Origin of the sequence: Halosolutus halophilus (assembly GCF_022869805.1) — an archaeon.
Taxonomy (GTDB): domain Archaea; phylum Halobacteriota; class Halobacteria; order Halobacteriales; family Natrialbaceae; genus Halosolutus; species Halosolutus halophilus.
This window is the reverse complement of the sequence record NZ_CP094974.1, coordinates 3,631,958-3,645,060: the sequence shown is the minus strand read 5'-3', so window position 1 is coordinate 3,645,060 and position 13,103 is coordinate 3,631,958. Positions and strand designations below refer to the sequence as shown.

14 protein-coding genes are annotated in these 13,103 nt (G+C 67.2%); 6 read left to right on the top strand and 8 right to left on the bottom strand.

Annotation, left to right across the window (positions count from 1 at the left end):
* Positions 1 to 16 precede the first annotated feature (16 nt).
* The 4 genes from hemA to MUG98_RS17865 all read right to left on the bottom strand — a co-directional run bounded on the left by hemA (position 17) and on the right by MUG98_RS17865 (position 3,737).
* Positions 17 to 1,381 carry a glutamyl-tRNA reductase gene (hemA, locus tag MUG98_RS17880; RefSeq protein WP_265108785.1) on the bottom strand — a complete coding sequence of 455 codons (1,365 nt, stop codon included), beginning with the start codon at positions 1,379 to 1,381 and terminating at the stop codon, positions 17 to 19.
* Positions 1,378 to 2,034, bottom strand: a complete 657-nt coding sequence (locus MUG98_RS17875; protein ID WP_265108784.1) for a precorrin-2 dehydrogenase/sirohydrochlorin ferrochelatase family protein — start codon at positions 2,032 to 2,034, stop codon at positions 1,378 to 1,380. Before MUG98_RS17875 ends, hemA begins: the two co-directional genes overlap by 4 nt.
* A 37-nt stretch (positions 2,035 to 2,071) precedes the next feature.
* Entirely contained in the window at positions 2,072 to 3,151 is a 1,080-nt protein-coding gene (gene ahbB / locus MUG98_RS17870) for a siroheme decarboxylase subunit beta (RefSeq protein WP_265108783.1), read from the bottom strand.
* A 181-nt stretch (positions 3,152 to 3,332) separates the two neighbouring features.
* On the bottom strand, positions 3,333 to 3,737 hold the full coding sequence (locus tag MUG98_RS17865) for a DUF5778 family protein (RefSeq protein ID WP_265108782.1): 405 nt from the start codon (positions 3,735 to 3,737) through the stop codon (positions 3,333 to 3,335).
* A gap of 190 nt (positions 3,738 to 3,927) precedes the next feature.
* Here MUG98_RS17865 and uppS point away from each other — a divergent pair, with 190 nt between their 5' ends.
* Entirely contained in the window at positions 3,928 to 4,860 is a 933-nt protein-coding gene (gene uppS / locus MUG98_RS17860; RefSeq protein ID WP_265108781.1) for a polyprenyl diphosphate synthase, read from the top strand.
* Between the two features lie 92 nt (positions 4,861 to 4,952).
* A complete protein-coding gene (locus MUG98_RS17855) occupies positions 4,953 to 5,183 on the top strand; it encodes a hypothetical protein (RefSeq protein WP_265108780.1) in 231 nt (76 codons plus the stop codon).
* An 8-nt stretch (positions 5,184 to 5,191) separates the two neighbouring features.
* Here MUG98_RS17855 and MUG98_RS17850 read toward each other — a convergent pair whose 3' ends face one another.
* Entirely contained in the window at positions 5,192 to 5,797 is a 606-nt protein-coding gene (locus MUG98_RS17850) for an undecaprenyl diphosphate synthase family protein (protein ID WP_265108779.1), read from the bottom strand.
* A gap of 222 nt (positions 5,798 to 6,019) precedes the next feature.
* Between MUG98_RS17850 and MUG98_RS17845 the strand changes: the two genes are divergently transcribed.
* Positions 6,020 to 7,381 carry a DUF92 domain-containing protein gene (locus tag MUG98_RS17845; RefSeq protein ID WP_265108778.1) on the top strand — a complete coding sequence of 454 codons (1,362 nt, stop codon included), beginning with the start codon at positions 6,020 to 6,022 and terminating at the stop codon, positions 7,379 to 7,381.
* Between the two features lie 284 nt (positions 7,382 to 7,665).
* On the opposite strand, the gene MUG98_RS17840 is transcribed toward MUG98_RS17845, so the two are convergent.
* The 3 genes from MUG98_RS17840 to MUG98_RS17830 form a co-directional block, all read right to left on the bottom strand.
* The gene (locus MUG98_RS17840; protein ID WP_265108777.1) at positions 7,666 to 7,851 is read right to left on the bottom strand and encodes a hypothetical protein; all 186 of its coding nucleotides are present in this window, start codon (positions 7,849 to 7,851) and stop codon (positions 7,666 to 7,668) included.
* Positions 7,852 to 7,937: 86 nt separating this feature from the next.
* The gene (gene dnaG, locus MUG98_RS17835) at positions 7,938 to 9,389 is read right to left on the bottom strand and encodes a DNA primase DnaG (RefSeq protein WP_265108776.1); all 1,452 of its coding nucleotides are present in this window, start codon (positions 9,387 to 9,389) and stop codon (positions 7,938 to 7,940) included.
* A gap of 108 nt (positions 9,390 to 9,497) precedes the next feature.
* Positions 9,498 to 10,388 (bottom strand): helix-turn-helix domain-containing protein, encoded by an 891-nt coding sequence (locus tag MUG98_RS17830; RefSeq protein WP_265108775.1) that lies wholly within the window; start codon positions 10,386 to 10,388, stop codon positions 9,498 to 9,500.
* Positions 10,389 to 10,558: 170 nt separating this feature from the next.
* Between MUG98_RS17830 and MUG98_RS17825 the strand changes: the two genes are divergently transcribed.
* The 3 genes from MUG98_RS17825 (at position 10,559) to MUG98_RS17815 (ending at position 13,015) form a co-directional block, all read left to right on the top strand.
* A complete protein-coding gene (locus MUG98_RS17825; RefSeq protein WP_265108774.1) occupies positions 10,559 to 10,837 on the top strand; it encodes a DUF3311 domain-containing protein in 279 nt (92 codons plus the stop codon).
* A complete protein-coding gene (locus tag MUG98_RS17820) occupies positions 10,834 to 12,303 on the top strand; it encodes a sodium:solute symporter family protein (protein ID WP_265108773.1) in 1,470 nt (489 codons plus the stop codon). The genes MUG98_RS17825 and MUG98_RS17820 overlap by 4 nt, the downstream gene beginning before the upstream one ends.
* An 88-nt stretch (positions 12,304 to 12,391) precedes the next feature.
* A complete protein-coding gene (locus MUG98_RS17815; protein ID WP_265108772.1) occupies positions 12,392 to 13,015 on the top strand; it encodes a DUF6517 family protein in 624 nt (207 codons plus the stop codon).
* The last annotated feature ends 88 nt before the right edge of the window (positions 13,016 to 13,103 follow it).

Below are 13,103 nucleotides of genomic sequence, written 5' to 3'. Positions count from 1 at the left end.
CGATCGGAGCCGAGCGTCAGTCGTCGTCGATCGCGCCGATCTGGGCGTCGGTCCGATCGGAGCCGAGCGTCCCCACGACCGACGAGGGAGCCAGTGGGCCGTCGTCGCCGAACTCCGGATCGAACAGTTGCAGGGCCGTGTTGATCGTGCTCCAGTCGTCCTCGGCCGCGGCCTCCCGGAGGCTCTTCGTCGGCGGGGCGAGTAACTGGCTGACCAGCGAGTCGGCCATCGCCTCGACGATCTCGCGTTGCTCGTCGGAAAAGTCGTCGTCGAGCCGCGAGAGAGCCGTCTCGAGTTCGCGTCGCTTGATCCGCTCGGCGGACTCGTACATCGCGGCGATGACCTCGTCCGCGCGGGCCCGTTTGTACTGGTCACAGAGTAACTCGAACTCGTGGTCGATCATCGACTCGACCTCGCGCGCCGCGTCGGAACGCTGGATCCGGGTTTCCTCGGTGATCGACTCGAGATCGTCCAGGTCGTAGACCGTTACGGACCGGAGCGATCCCGTCGCCGGGGCGACGTCCCTGGGCTGGCCGAGATCGACGATCACCCGGTCCGGATCGGCGTCCTCGGGGTCGTCGGCGTCGGGAGCGGCGTCGTCGGTCGCGAGGTGCTGGGGCTCGAGTACGGGTTCGTCGCTGCCGGTCGCGGTCACGACCACGTCCGCCTCGGTGACGACGGTTTCGAGCGACTCGAGCGGAGCGACGCTGGCCTCGGCAGCGAGTTCCGTGGCGAGGTGTTCGGCGTGAGAGACGGTCCGGTTCGCGACGACGACCTCGTCCACGCCGGCGTCCGCGAGGCTTCGGGCGGCGAGCCGTCCCATCTCGCCGGCACCGACGACCAGCGACGTCGCCCCCTCGAGTGACATCTCGGTTGCGGCGAGTTTCGTGGCCGCGGAGCCGAGCGAGACGACGCCCTCGTTGATCGCGGTCTCCGTACGGGCGCGTTCGCCGACGTGAATCGCCTTCGTCACGGCGGCCTCGAGCATCGACCCGATTCCGCCCGCGGCGCGAGCGTCCTCGTAGGCCGTCCGAACCTGTCCGATGATCTGGTCTTCGCCGAGGACGACCGATTCCAGCCCCGACGCGACACGCAGCAGGTGACGCAGGCTCTCGTCGTGGTCCGTCACGACGAGTGCGTCGTCGTCGGTCACCGCGAAGAACTCCTCGACGACGGTTCGTCCGACGGCGGCGTCGGCGCTGACGACGTAGGCCTCGACCCGGTTACACGTCGAGAGCACGAACGCCTCGTCGATCTCCGGGACGGAGAGCAGCCTGGAGACGCCTGCACGCTGGCTCTCGGGGGTCGCGGCAGCGAGATCGTCGACGCTGCCGCTCTGGTGTGTCACGCGAGCGGCCGTGACGACCCCGGCCGACCTCACGGCCGATCACCTCCCGTAGACGGTTCCTCGCCGAGCACGTCCTCGATCACTTGGGGATAGTTGGAAGTACCGGTACGTAAAGCTGTCCAAACATCCGGCGAATTGACGACGTCGGTGACGATCTCCCGGCGGCGCGTCGGCGGCACGTCCCGCGCTTTGAGTTCCGATCGGAGCGCCGAGCAGAGCGCGGCCATCTCGCCGGCACCCGAAAGGGTATCCTCGAGTTCCTGCCGGAGATACTTGCTCAGGGCGGGCGCCGTCCCGCCGGTCGCGATCGAGACGACGACCGGATCCTCGCGAACGGTCGCCGGAACGACGACGCTCCCCGGATCGCGGGCGCCGGACTCGTCCGCACGGTTGACGAGGATCCCTCGCTCCCGGGCCACGTCGGCGACGGCCGCGTTGACCGCCTCGTCGTCGGTCGCCGCGACGACCAGCGCCGGGTCGACCCGATCGAGCCAGTCCGCGACGGCCGATGAGTCCGGCGCAGCCCGGACCAGTTCGGCGTCGCCGAAGTCCCGATCGGCGAAGGCGGGACTGACGACCACCACCTCGGCCTCGCGGGCGAATCGGCGGGCCTTGCGGGCTCCGACCGGGCCGCCCCCGAAGACGAGTACCGTCGCGTTCGAGAAGTCGTGCACGAGTGGAATCATTGTGCGATCAGGGATCCATCCGGTTTTACTCGGTCACTCAGTCGGCTGTCGTGTTCGCTTCGGCGCGCTCCTCCAGACGAATGCCGGTCTTCTTCAGTATCTGCGTCGAGAACAGCGAGTCCCAGTCGTCGTCGGCCACGTCCCAGTAGTCGGCCATCGTCTCGCGAACCTGTTCGATCCGGCGGTCGCTCTCGTCCTCGCTGCGGCCGTGGGTCATCGCGAAGAAGTTGTACGGCCAGACGCCCTCGTGGCGCGGGCGCTCGTAACAGTGGGTCACGAACGGGAGCGCGGCGACCGCCGGCCCGACCTCGCTCACGACGTCGTCGGGGACGTTCCAGACCGTCATCCCGTTCTCCGTGTAGCCGAGCGCGTAGTGGTTCGGGACGACGCCGATCCGGCGGATCTTCCCCTCGCGTTCGAACCGTTTGATCGTCTCCCGGGTCCACGCCGGGTCCTGCTCGATCGCGTCGGCGACGTCGGCGTAGGGCGTCTCCGAGAGCGGGAGGCCGTCCTGAATCTCGAGGACGAGATCGCGTTCGGACGGCGACAGCGTCGCCGCGTCGGTCGGCGTCACGTCGGGGCCGAGATCGGAGCAATCGATCCCGGCGGGGTCGTCGCCGGAGCCGTCGAACGGGCCGTCGACGTAGAACTTGGCCTCGACGCGGAACTCCCGCTGTTTTGGCAGGTTGTACGTCTCCTGGCCCGTCTCGTTCTCGATCGCGTCGAGCACCTCCCTGACCCGATCCTCGTCGGCTACGCTCACGACGAACCACACGTTGAGATGCGGGTGCTCGCGCTCGTAGTTGTGTGCGACTTCGCGGTGGGCGTTGACCTGCTCGACGACCTCGTCGAACCGGTCCTCGGGCGCGTGCATCGCGACGAGCGTCGCCGCCCCGCCGATTTCCTGGGCGTTCACGAGCGGCCCGAATCGCGAGAGGACGCCGCGCTCGTCCAGGTCACGAATCGTCTCGAGTAGCGTCCTCGCGTCGATGTCGACCCCGCGATCGCGCATGGCGGCTGCGGCGGCTTCGAAGGGGTGATCGACGACTGGAAACCCGCCCTGGAAGGCGTTGACGATCGCCCGTTCGCAATCAGTGAGGTCGACGGCCGTGCTCATACGGGATGATCAGGAGTCGCGGTGTATAAGCGAACCGGGACCGATCGGGTGGCGAGAACCGGGATCGACCGACTGGCGGCGATGGTCGGCTATCGGTCCCCGCGATCGTCTGTCGTCCTAGTTAGCCCGACGACTCCGCCCGGACGGTGATCGGTACTCGACCTCGCGTCCGATCGAACGGCTACTCCCCTTCGACACCGGTGACCTCGAATCCCAGTTCCCGGACGTCGTCGAGGATCGCCTCGTGGTCGGCGCTCGCCTCGTAGTAAATGACGATGTCGAAACTCCCCTCGCGCAGGAGTTGCTGGCACTCCCAGACGAACTCCTCGTCGTCGAGGGTCAGTCCCTGATGCTGGTTCGACGAGAAGTCGGTGTCGTCGTTGCCCGAGTAGACGTAGCAATCTTTCGGATCGTACCCCGAGTGCTCAGCGATGATGTCACCGACGTCGATCGTCGCCTGCATCATCTGGACGTCTTCTTGCCCGCTGTAGTCGGTGTGGACGATCGCGCCGTTGAGTTCGATGTCGCCGGGTTCGAGGAGCGCCTTCGTTCGCTGGTAGAGGTCGTCGTCGATTGCGTCTGCCATTGCTCGGATCGACGGGGGCCGGACGGATAGCCGTCACGATTCCCGAGCGCCGGCCTACTCGTCATTTGACGGGTCTTCGTCGGCCCCGTTCGGCGGAGTTCCGCCGATCACGGCCGCAGTGTGTGTCACGCTATCACTGTCGTGGAGTAACACACAAGACACATAGTCATCGATGACGTCCAATAGACCGATGAAGCGGTGGCTTCGCCAGCGCGTCGACGCTGCCTACGAGCAATTGCTCACCAGAGAGATCTCCGGCGCGCCGACCCACGTCGCAGTGATTCAGGACGGCAATCGACGGTACGCCCGCCGAAACGGCGAGGACGAGACGGAGGGCCACCGTGCCGGTGCCCGGACGACCGAACAGGTCCTCGAGTGGTGCCAGGAGATCGGCGTCGAGGAACTGACCCTGTACGCCTTCTCCACGGAGAACTTCGAGCGCCCGCCCGAGGAGCGCGAGGCCCTGTTCGACCTCCTCCGCGAGAAACTCCGGGAGTTCGCCGACGCCGATCGGGTCCACGAGAACGAGGTCCGCATTCGCGCGATCGGTGCCGTCGACCAGTTACCCGAGCGGGTCCGGGACGCCGTCGATTACGCCGAACGGCGCACCCGCGGCTACGATCAGTTCGTCCTCAACATCGCCCTCGCGTACGGCGGCCGATCGCAGTTGCTCGAGGCGGCACGGGGCGTCGCCGCCGACGTCGAAGCGGGGTCCATCGATCCCGCCGAAATCGACGTCGAGACGATCGAACGGCGACTGTACGACGACCCCGTCCGCGACGTCGACCTGATCATCCGGACGGGCGGCGACGAGCGCACCTCGAACTTCCTGCCGTGGCACGCAAACGGCAACGAGGCAGCCGTCTTCTTCTGTACGCCGTACTGGCCGGAGTTCTCGAAGACCGACTTCCTCCGGGGCATCCGCACCTACGAATCCCGGGAAGAGTCCTGGCGGCGGACCCGCGCCCGCCGGGCGCTCGCCCTGCTCGGTGCCGTCAGCGACCACGACCTCCCCGAGGCGCGGTCGATCGTCGCCCGGTTCCGGGACTCGCTCCCGATCGCCGAACGACCCGACGAGGACGACCTCGAGACGATCGAGGCGGGGACGACGGCCGCCGACTGACGGCGCGATTCCGTCGATCGCAACGGACAGCGTCCCGATCGAGGCGTCGCGTCGATCGAAACCTCCAATTCGGGCGGCTACGAACCTCGAGTATGGACCGCCGTCTGTTCGCGTCCGGGACCGGAACGATCGGGGTCGGACTCGCCGTCTTCCTCGCGCTCGCAGTGAACGGTGCTCTTCGACATCCGGCGGCGGCGATCGACCACACGACATCGGTCGAGTTCCTCGCGATCGGCGGCGGACTCGTGCTCCTGCTGGTCGGCGTGCTCGCGACGTTTCTGGCCGTCGTCCGCCCGACGATCGACTCCGACGCTGCGTCCTGACGGGCGGACTACCGACCGAACCGTCGCGATCGGTTGCAAAACTCTCGGACGGCTCGCAGGAAATCCCGCTTGCGGAAGTCCCGCCAGTTGACGTCGGTGAAGTACAGTTCCGAGTAGACGGACTGCCAGATCATGAAGTCCGAGAGCCGTTCCGCGCCGGTCTTGATGACCAGGTCCGGTTCGGAGGGAAAGATCAGGTGTTGCTCGACGCGTTCGTCGTCGATCCGATCGGGGTCGAGGTCGCCCGCGTCGACGCTCTCGGCGAGGTTCCGGACGGCACTCGTGAACTCGTGTTTGCCGCCGAGTCCGATGCCGATCTGGATCGGGGCGTCGGCGGGCGTCCTGTCGCCGGGGCCGCGGACGGCGACCTCCCGTGGCGCGTCGATCGTCTCGAGTTCGCGCCGCAGGGTCGGCACCGCCGCGGTGTCGAGGACGCTCACGTAGACGGTCACGCGAGAGGCGTACTCGAACGCCCACTCGAAGAAGTCCGTCAGGGTCTCGTAGGCACCTTCCTCGAGGAGATCCCGTTCGGTAATGATCAGCGCGACGTGCTCGGGGAGGTCGCCGTCGTGGTGACGGATCCGGTACGCAAGATATTGTTCGTACAGGCCCACAGTCGGTGTTTTTCGTCGAGTGCAATACGGGTTGTGGGTTCGGTCGCCGCCGTCGCGATCGCAGAACGTGGAGCCGAGCGCGAAACGCCGTTTTTCGGCGGACTGATCAATCGGAACGGTGACCGATCGAGGATACGTGTCAGAGGCGCTGAAGTCGGTGAAAACCCACACGAGCCCACTTCACGAAGGTTCAAGTGAACGCCACAGAAAGGATCGGATATCGTGACTGCACCCGTTCGGCGAGCCGGCGTCTTCGCGGTCCTCTGTACGCTCACGCTCGCCGTCCCGATCGTCGGTCCGCGGGCCGCGACACCCATCGCTGCGGTCGTCCTGCTGTCCATCGCTGCGGTCGTCCTGCTGGGAGCGTTCGCCGTCACAGACGGACCGCTCTTCGACCTGCTCGCCTACCCGGGCGACTACGAGGACAACCGCCTCTACGGACTGATAACGTTCGTGCTCGCGGGGGTTGCGCTGGGACTCATCTCGGTCACGTCCTCGATGTCGGTCACCGTCTTCGTCGGAACCGTCCTCCTGATCGGGTACGGGAACGTCGGCGAACAGCTCGCCCGCCAGCGAACGGACGACGACGTCGTTCACGTGACCGCGTTCTGTCTGTTCGCGACGACCGTCGCAGTTGCCGGAATGGCCGCCTCGATGAGCCTCGAGCAGGGGGCCACGGTCGTCGCACCGCAGTTGCCGGCGATGCTCTTTCTCGCGGCCTGCGGCGCGTTGCTCGCCGCCCTGCTGCGTGACGTGCTCTTCCTCTACGACGATCCGGTCGTCATGCTCTCTGTCGGTCTCCTCCTGTGGTTGCTCGCGGAACTCGAACCCGCACTCGGGATCGTCGAGATCCTCGCCGCACTGGCGATCACCGTCGCCTTCGGCTACGCCTCCTACGCCCTCGAGACGGCCTCGATCGCGGGGATGCTCACCGGCATCCTGCTGGGCCTGCTGACGATCGTACTCGGCGGCTACGGCTGGTTCGCCGTCCTCATCTCCTTCTTCGCGATCGGCGGGCTCTCGACGAAGTTCCGCTACGAGAAGAAAGAAGCCCTCGGCGTCGCCGAGGACAACAACGGAGCTCGCGGCAGCGGCAACGTGCTCGGGAACGCGGCGGTCGCACTGGCAGCCGTGCTCGGCTACGCCGCCAGTTCCGCAACGTTGCTCCCCGGCGACCCCGAACCGACCCTGTTCCTCTTCGCGTTCGCCGGATCGGTCGCCACGGCGATGAGCGACACGCTCTCCAGCGAGATCGGCAGCGTCTTCGAGACGCCGCGCCTGATCACCACGTTCGAACCGGTCGAACCCGGCACCGACGGCGGGGTCACGTGGCAGGGAGAGGTCGCCGGGATCGTCGGTGCGGCCGTCGTCGCTGGCATCGCGTACGCCCTCTTCGCCGACGTCGACCCCCTCGGGGCCGCGATCATCGTCGCCGCCGGCTTCGTCGGGATGACCGTCGACAGTCTCCTCGGAGCGACCCTCGAGGGGTCCGTACTCGGCAACCAGGGCGTGAACTTCCTCGCGACGCTGTCGGGGGCGCTGATCTGTGCGCTGCTCGTGCTCTCGTTCGCCGTGCTCGGCTGAGGCCGTCCGGTCGACCGCGTTTTCCGATCGGGAACCCACCCGCTGGAACGGACCTCGTTTCGACGGCGCGGTTCGATCGTGACGACACGACGTTCGGTCGGCCGAGCGATAGCGGGGAATCGTCGACGGGGCGCTCGGACCGGTTCGATCGGGCACGCGCGACCGGAACTCGCCGTCGCGCCCCACGCCGAAGCGATCGATCTCGACGGTCACGTCTGAGTCCACGGCGATCGGCCCCGGCGGCTCCGAAACGGGAGCCGGGATCCGGAGTTCAAAGGCTCCGATCAGTCGTCCGAGAGCGACCCGACGTCCGACGAGGCGGCGTTCCCCTCGATCCGGCCGTCACCGTCGTCGGAATCGACGTGTCGGACTGCACGCGACTGATTGGATCCTGCCTGATACGTCACTGAGAACGTCATCAGTACCCAGCAGCCGAGCAAGAGAAGGGCGAACGCTGGCGGAGGTGACATCGTGCGTCGAACTCGTGGCTACCGACCTATCAACTTCTCGCCTGCGAACGGCTCTGAGAGACGAGCACAGGGATCACGGGGGCCGTTCAGGTCGACGTCGAATCCGTCTCCGGGGACGTCTCCGCGACGTCGTCGATCGCGTGAATCCGGACGTTCGTGGGGCGTTTCGTGAACTGGCCCAGCGATCGCGCGATGATCCGATCGACGCCCCGATCAGCGGCGAGGTCGAGCAGTCGCTGGCCCAGGATCTCGTCGAGGAGCACGGTCGTCGGCACCGGATCGAGGTCCTCGAGGGCCCCGTAGGCCTCGCTCGCCGGTGCGTCCTCGATCACGCCGGCATCGGCGTCGAGGAACCGGGCCGTGTCGGTTCCGGCGCGGATGACCGCCGTCGCGTGGTCGTAGATCGTCTCCGGGTCGTCCGTAGCGGTGGACTCCTGATCGTCCTCCGCGGACGGTTCGGCCGTCGTGTCCGCGTCCACGTCTGCGTCCCCGGTTGGCGCCGTCCCCTGGTCGTCGTCGGTCGACTCCGGAACGGGTGTCACCGGCCCCGGATCGGGCGATGCCGTCGCCGCCCCGCCGCCCGTGTCCGCCGTCGAGATCGTGGTCGGTTCCTCCGCGCCGGCCTGTTCGGACGTGCCGTCGTCGAGCGACGACGCGCTCGTGCGTTCGTCCGGCGGCGGTGCGGGCGTCGAACTGCCGTCGGTCGCGGCGACGGCCTCGCGGGGTTCGTTCATCCCGGAGACGGTGTCGTAGGGGACCTTGTTCCGGAGCGCGGCGAACAGCTGGTGGTGATCGAGTTCCTCGACGGACTCCCCCGACGGCGCGAACGCGACGTAATCGACGTCACCCACCTGCGAGAGTTCCTCGAGGATGAGATCGCCGCCCCGATCGCCGTCGAGGAAGGCCGTGACCGTGCGATGACGGGTCAGTTCGGCCACCGCATCGGGGACGTTCGTCCCCTCGACCGCGATGGCGTTCTTGATGCCGTACTTGAGCATGGTGAGAACGTCCGATCGACCCTCGACGACGATGATCGCGTCGCTGTCGGTCACGCGCGGGCCGGCGGGCAGTCCCTCGTACTCGGTGATGTCTTCGACGCGGACGTGCTGGCGGACCTCCGCGAGGATTTCCTCGGAAGACATCACGCTGTCGTCGAACCCCGTCCGGAGGAGTTCCTTCGCGCGATCGACGACTTCCTTGCGTTTCGCCGCCCGGATGTCCTCGATCTCGGTCACTTCGACGTCGGCCCGGCAGGGGCCGACGCGAGTGATCGTCTCCAGTGAGGCGGCCAGCGTGGCCGTCTCGACCTTGTCGAGGCTGGTCGCGATCGTGAGATGACCGTGTGACTGGCCGCCTGTACTCGAGACGTCGACGTCGATCCGTCCGACTTTCTGTGACTGGCGCAGATCGCGGAGATCGAGTTCGTCGCCGAGCAACCCTTCGGTCTGGCCGAAGATCGCACCGACGACGTCGCTCCGCTCGACGACCCCGTCGGCCGTCACGTCCGCGTGAATGAGGTATTTCGAGGTATCTTCCATTGGAGATCCGTCCCCGCGAGGGGACGATACGTGCGTCCGGAAACCGGTTTACGTAGAATGTGGTCGGTGACGGGCAAATACCTGTTGACCTGTGGCACGATCCGGCCGTCAGTACGCCGGCCGGTACCAGTACCAGTAGGCCGTGACGGCGAGCAACACGACGAGTCCCCCGAGGAAGAAGAGCAGCCCAGGCGGAATCGTCCCGAAGACGGTCTCGACAGCCTCCGCCCCGCCGTCTAGGTCGAGGGGGCCGCCGGGATCGGTCGCGTTTTCCGACCCGCTGGGATCGACGTCGAAGTCGGGATCGATGGAACTCCCATCGTCGGCGTCCGCTACGCCCGGATCGTCGGCGTCCGCCGTTCCCGGATCGTCCATCTCCTCAGCCGCGTCGGATTCTTCCTCGACGTCCTCGGTAGTGAAACCGTCGTCTGCGTCGTCGGCGGATTCGTTCCCGGTGTCCTCGCCGCCTTCGGTCACGCTCGTTGGCTCGCCGTCGTCAGCATCACCGGCACGGGGCGCGACTGCCCCGTCGCCGGAGGCCGATTCGGCGCCGCCGGCCTCGAACCGGCGGGTGAGCGCGTACTGGACGAGGAGACTGCCGCCCGCCAGCGCGCCGATGCCGCCGATCAGCCGCGAGATGGCCGTCTTCAGCTGTGACGCCGTGGACTCGTCGCTCGTGACGATCAACGGCCCGTCGGTGGTCGCGTAGACGCTCATCTCGTTGCCACGAGAGGAGTACCAGGTGTCGACGACCTCGACGAGGCCGGCGTCTTCGAGTTTCTCCAGGTGGTAGCGAACGTTCTGGATCGAGGAGTCGATCGTGTCGGCGACGTCGCTCGGCGTCCCGGGTTCGTCGTCGAGTCGCGCGTAAATCTCGCGAGCCGTCGTCGACGAGAGAGCACTGAAGACTGCGTCGGCGTCCTCGCCTTCGAGGTCGACGACGCGCGGTTGCCCGTCCCGCGTCGAGGGCTCGGATCGGAAGGGAAACAGACGGGCCATACTCGTTGACTTTCATTCGTTGGCCGACACTTATACTCCTTTTCCTCGGTGAAATCGCTCTTTTAGTTAGTCGAATCGCCCGACCGCGGTGCGGTCGAGAGCCGGTCCGTGAGCCGTGCCATCGATCGGCAAACGGAAAGGATTACCGACGCCAGTCCCGACACCAGAGTATGCGTCGTCTCGAACTCTGGGGCTGGATCGCGATCGGGATCGTCCTCAGCGCACTGGCGATTCCGTGGTTCCTGTGGGGGTCGGCGACGATCGTCGCCGGCCTCCCGCTGTGGCTGTGGTGGCACGTCGGCTGGATGCTGCTGGCGTCGATCGTCTTCTGGGCCTTCGCCCAGCGGGCGTGGGGGATCGGCATCGAACCGAGCCGCGAGGTCAGGACCGGGGACACGACCGGTCCCGATCGCGGGCGGGACGCCGGTACCGGAGGTGAGACGCGGTGAGCCTGGCGCTCCAGCTCGGGATAATCGTCGGCTACCTCCTGCTGGCGCTGTCGATCGGGCTGGTCGCCTACCGGCTGACCGATCGAACCGCCGAGGACTTCTACCTCGCGAGCCGGACGCTAGGGACGGTCGTCCTCCTGTTTACGACCTTCGCGACGCTGCTGTCGGCGTTTACGTTCTTCGCCGGGCCGAACATCGCCTACCACCAGGGGCCGGAGTGGATCCTCGTGATGGGGCTGATGGACGGGATCATCTTCGCGATCCTCTGGTACGTGATCGGCTACAAGCAGTGGCTACTGGGCCAGCAGTACGGGTTCGTGACGCTGGGCGAGATGCTCGGCGATCGGTTCGCCTCCCGACGGCTCCGCGGACTGGTGGCGGGAGTGAGCCTCCTGTGGCTGTTCCCGTACGTGATGCTCCAGCAGGTGGGGGCCGGCACGGCGTTACAGGCCCTGACCGAGGGGGCCGTCCCCTACGCGGTCGGCGCGGGGTTGATCACGGCCTTCATGATCCTCTACGTCGTCGTCGCCGGAATGCGCGGCATCGCCTGGACCGACACCCTCCAGGGGGCGTTCATGCTCGTCACGACGTGGGCCGCGACGATGTGGGTGCTCGCGATCGTGGGCGGCCCCGGGGTCGCGACGGGCGCGCTCGAAGCCGAGGCGGCCGGCCATCTCGCGCTCGGGGGCGAGTTCTACACCCCGCAGTGGATGCTCTCGACGGCGATCGTGATCGGGTTCGGCGTCGCGATGTTCCCGCAGGTTAACCAGCGCTTTTTCGCGGCGGGCTCGAAGACGGTGCTCAAGCGATCGTTCGCGCTCTGGCCGGTCCTCTGTGTCCTGCTGTTCGTTCCGGCGTTCATGCTCGGCGCGTGGGCCCGCGGCCTCGACGTCGCGGTTCCCGAGGGCGGGAACGTCCTCCCCGCGGTGCTCGCGGAGTTCACGCCCGTCTGGTTCGCCGCGCTGGTCATCGCCGGGGCGATGGCCGCGATGATGTCCTCCTCGGACTCGATGCTGCTCTCGGGATCGTCGTACTTCACCCGGGACCTCTACCGCCCCTTCGTCGATCGGTCCCTCTCGGATCGGCGCGAGGACTTCCTCGCCCGCGTCGGCGTCGTGCTCTTTGCGACCGCGTCGTTCGGCGCGAGCCTCGTCAACCCCGCAACCCTGTTCGAACTCGGCGACGCTGCCTTCAGCGGGTTCGCGCAACTCGCGCTGCCCGTCGTGGTCGCGCTCTACTGGCGACGGACGACGCGAGCGGGAATTACGGCCGGGATCGTGGTCAGCCAGGCCTTCTACCTCGCGAGTATCTTCGTCGCGGCCGTTCCGGGCGCGTACGCCGGCTGGACCGCCGGCATCGTCGGGATGGCGATCGGTCTCGTCGTCACCGTCGGCGTCTCGCTCGTCACCGCACCTGCACCCGACGAACGCCGGGCGCTCTACTTCGACGGACTCGGTGCGGACTGAGGGGCCGTTCGATCCCGCTCCCCGAGAAATTGCCGGCCGGAACCGGCACACCGAAAGCGGAAATGGATCGAGAGCGTAGGCGACCGCCATGACGATCACGCTGCCCGAGTCGCTGGCCGGGACGTGGCGACCCGCCGGCACCCGGACCGGGACGACGTCCGTGCTGGTCGCCTCGATCACCGCCGAGACGACGCTGTACGAACCGATCGAGACGGCGTCGACGCTGGCCCAACTCGGCGCGAGCGATGTTCCGATTCGATCGCTGTTTGCGGTCGATCTCGCGTTTTCGCCGCCGCTGTCGGCGCTCGGCGTCTCGCCGAGAGCCGTGTTCTCGGTGGCGGCCCCGAAGGCCAGAGGACAGTTCGTCGACACCATCGAGGACGAGGGGTTCGTGGTCGAGGGTACCCGGGAAACGCACTCGTTCGAGGCCGCCAACGGCACCGAAGGGCGGTGGTTCGTCCTCGACGTCTCCTACCCAGTCGCACCCGAGGTGGCCGCGATCGGCCCCGATCGACTCCCGGCCGAGACGCACGTCGCCGTCTGGCCAACCGAGACGACCTACGGGATGGCCGGGGGAACGACCCCCCTCGAGGTGCCGGCCGACGTTGCGGCGACGATCGGCGAAGAGCTACGGGTCGAACCGGACCGCGATCGCGAGCGGATCGCGCACCTGGTCCGATCGATCGATCCCGAGTCGTCCGCCGAAGAGTGACGAACTGCACCAGATCCCGTCTGGACCCTGATTTCGACCGGATCGGTATCGTTGCCCGGTACGCTTATCCATGACGACCGTTTGTGAA

Coding starts and splice junctions, on each gene's coding strand:
- MUG98_RS17875 (WP_265108784.1), bottom strand. CDS start 2,034: ATGATTCCACTCGTGCACGACTTCTCGAACGCGACGGTACTCGTCTTC.
- ahbB (WP_265108783.1), bottom strand. CDS start 3,151: ATGAGCACGGCCGTCGACCTCACTGATTGCGAACGGGCGATCGTCAAC.
- MUG98_RS17865 (WP_265108782.1), bottom strand. CDS start 3,737: ATGGCAGACGCAATCGACGACGACCTCTACCAGCGAACGAAGGCGCTC.
- uppS (WP_265108781.1), top strand. CDS start 3,928: ATGAAGCGGTGGCTTCGCCAGCGCGTCGACGCTGCCTACGAGCAATTG.
- MUG98_RS17855 (WP_265108780.1), top strand. CDS start 4,953: ATGGACCGCCGTCTGTTCGCGTCCGGGACCGGAACGATCGGGGTCGGA.
- MUG98_RS17840 (WP_265108777.1), bottom strand. CDS start 7,851: ATGTCACCTCCGCCAGCGTTCGCCCTTCTCTTGCTCGGCTGCTGGGTA.
- dnaG (WP_265108776.1), bottom strand. CDS start 9,389: ATGGAAGATACCTCGAAATACCTCATTCACGCGGACGTGACGGCCGAC.
- MUG98_RS17830 (WP_265108775.1), bottom strand. CDS start 10,388: ATGGCCCGTCTGTTTCCCTTCCGATCCGAGCCCTCGACGCGGGACGGG.
- MUG98_RS17825 (WP_265108774.1), top strand. CDS start 10,559: ATGCGTCGTCTCGAACTCTGGGGCTGGATCGCGATCGGGATCGTCCTC.
- MUG98_RS17815 (WP_265108772.1), top strand. CDS start 12,392: ATGACGATCACGCTGCCCGAGTCGCTGGCCGGGACGTGGCGACCCGCC.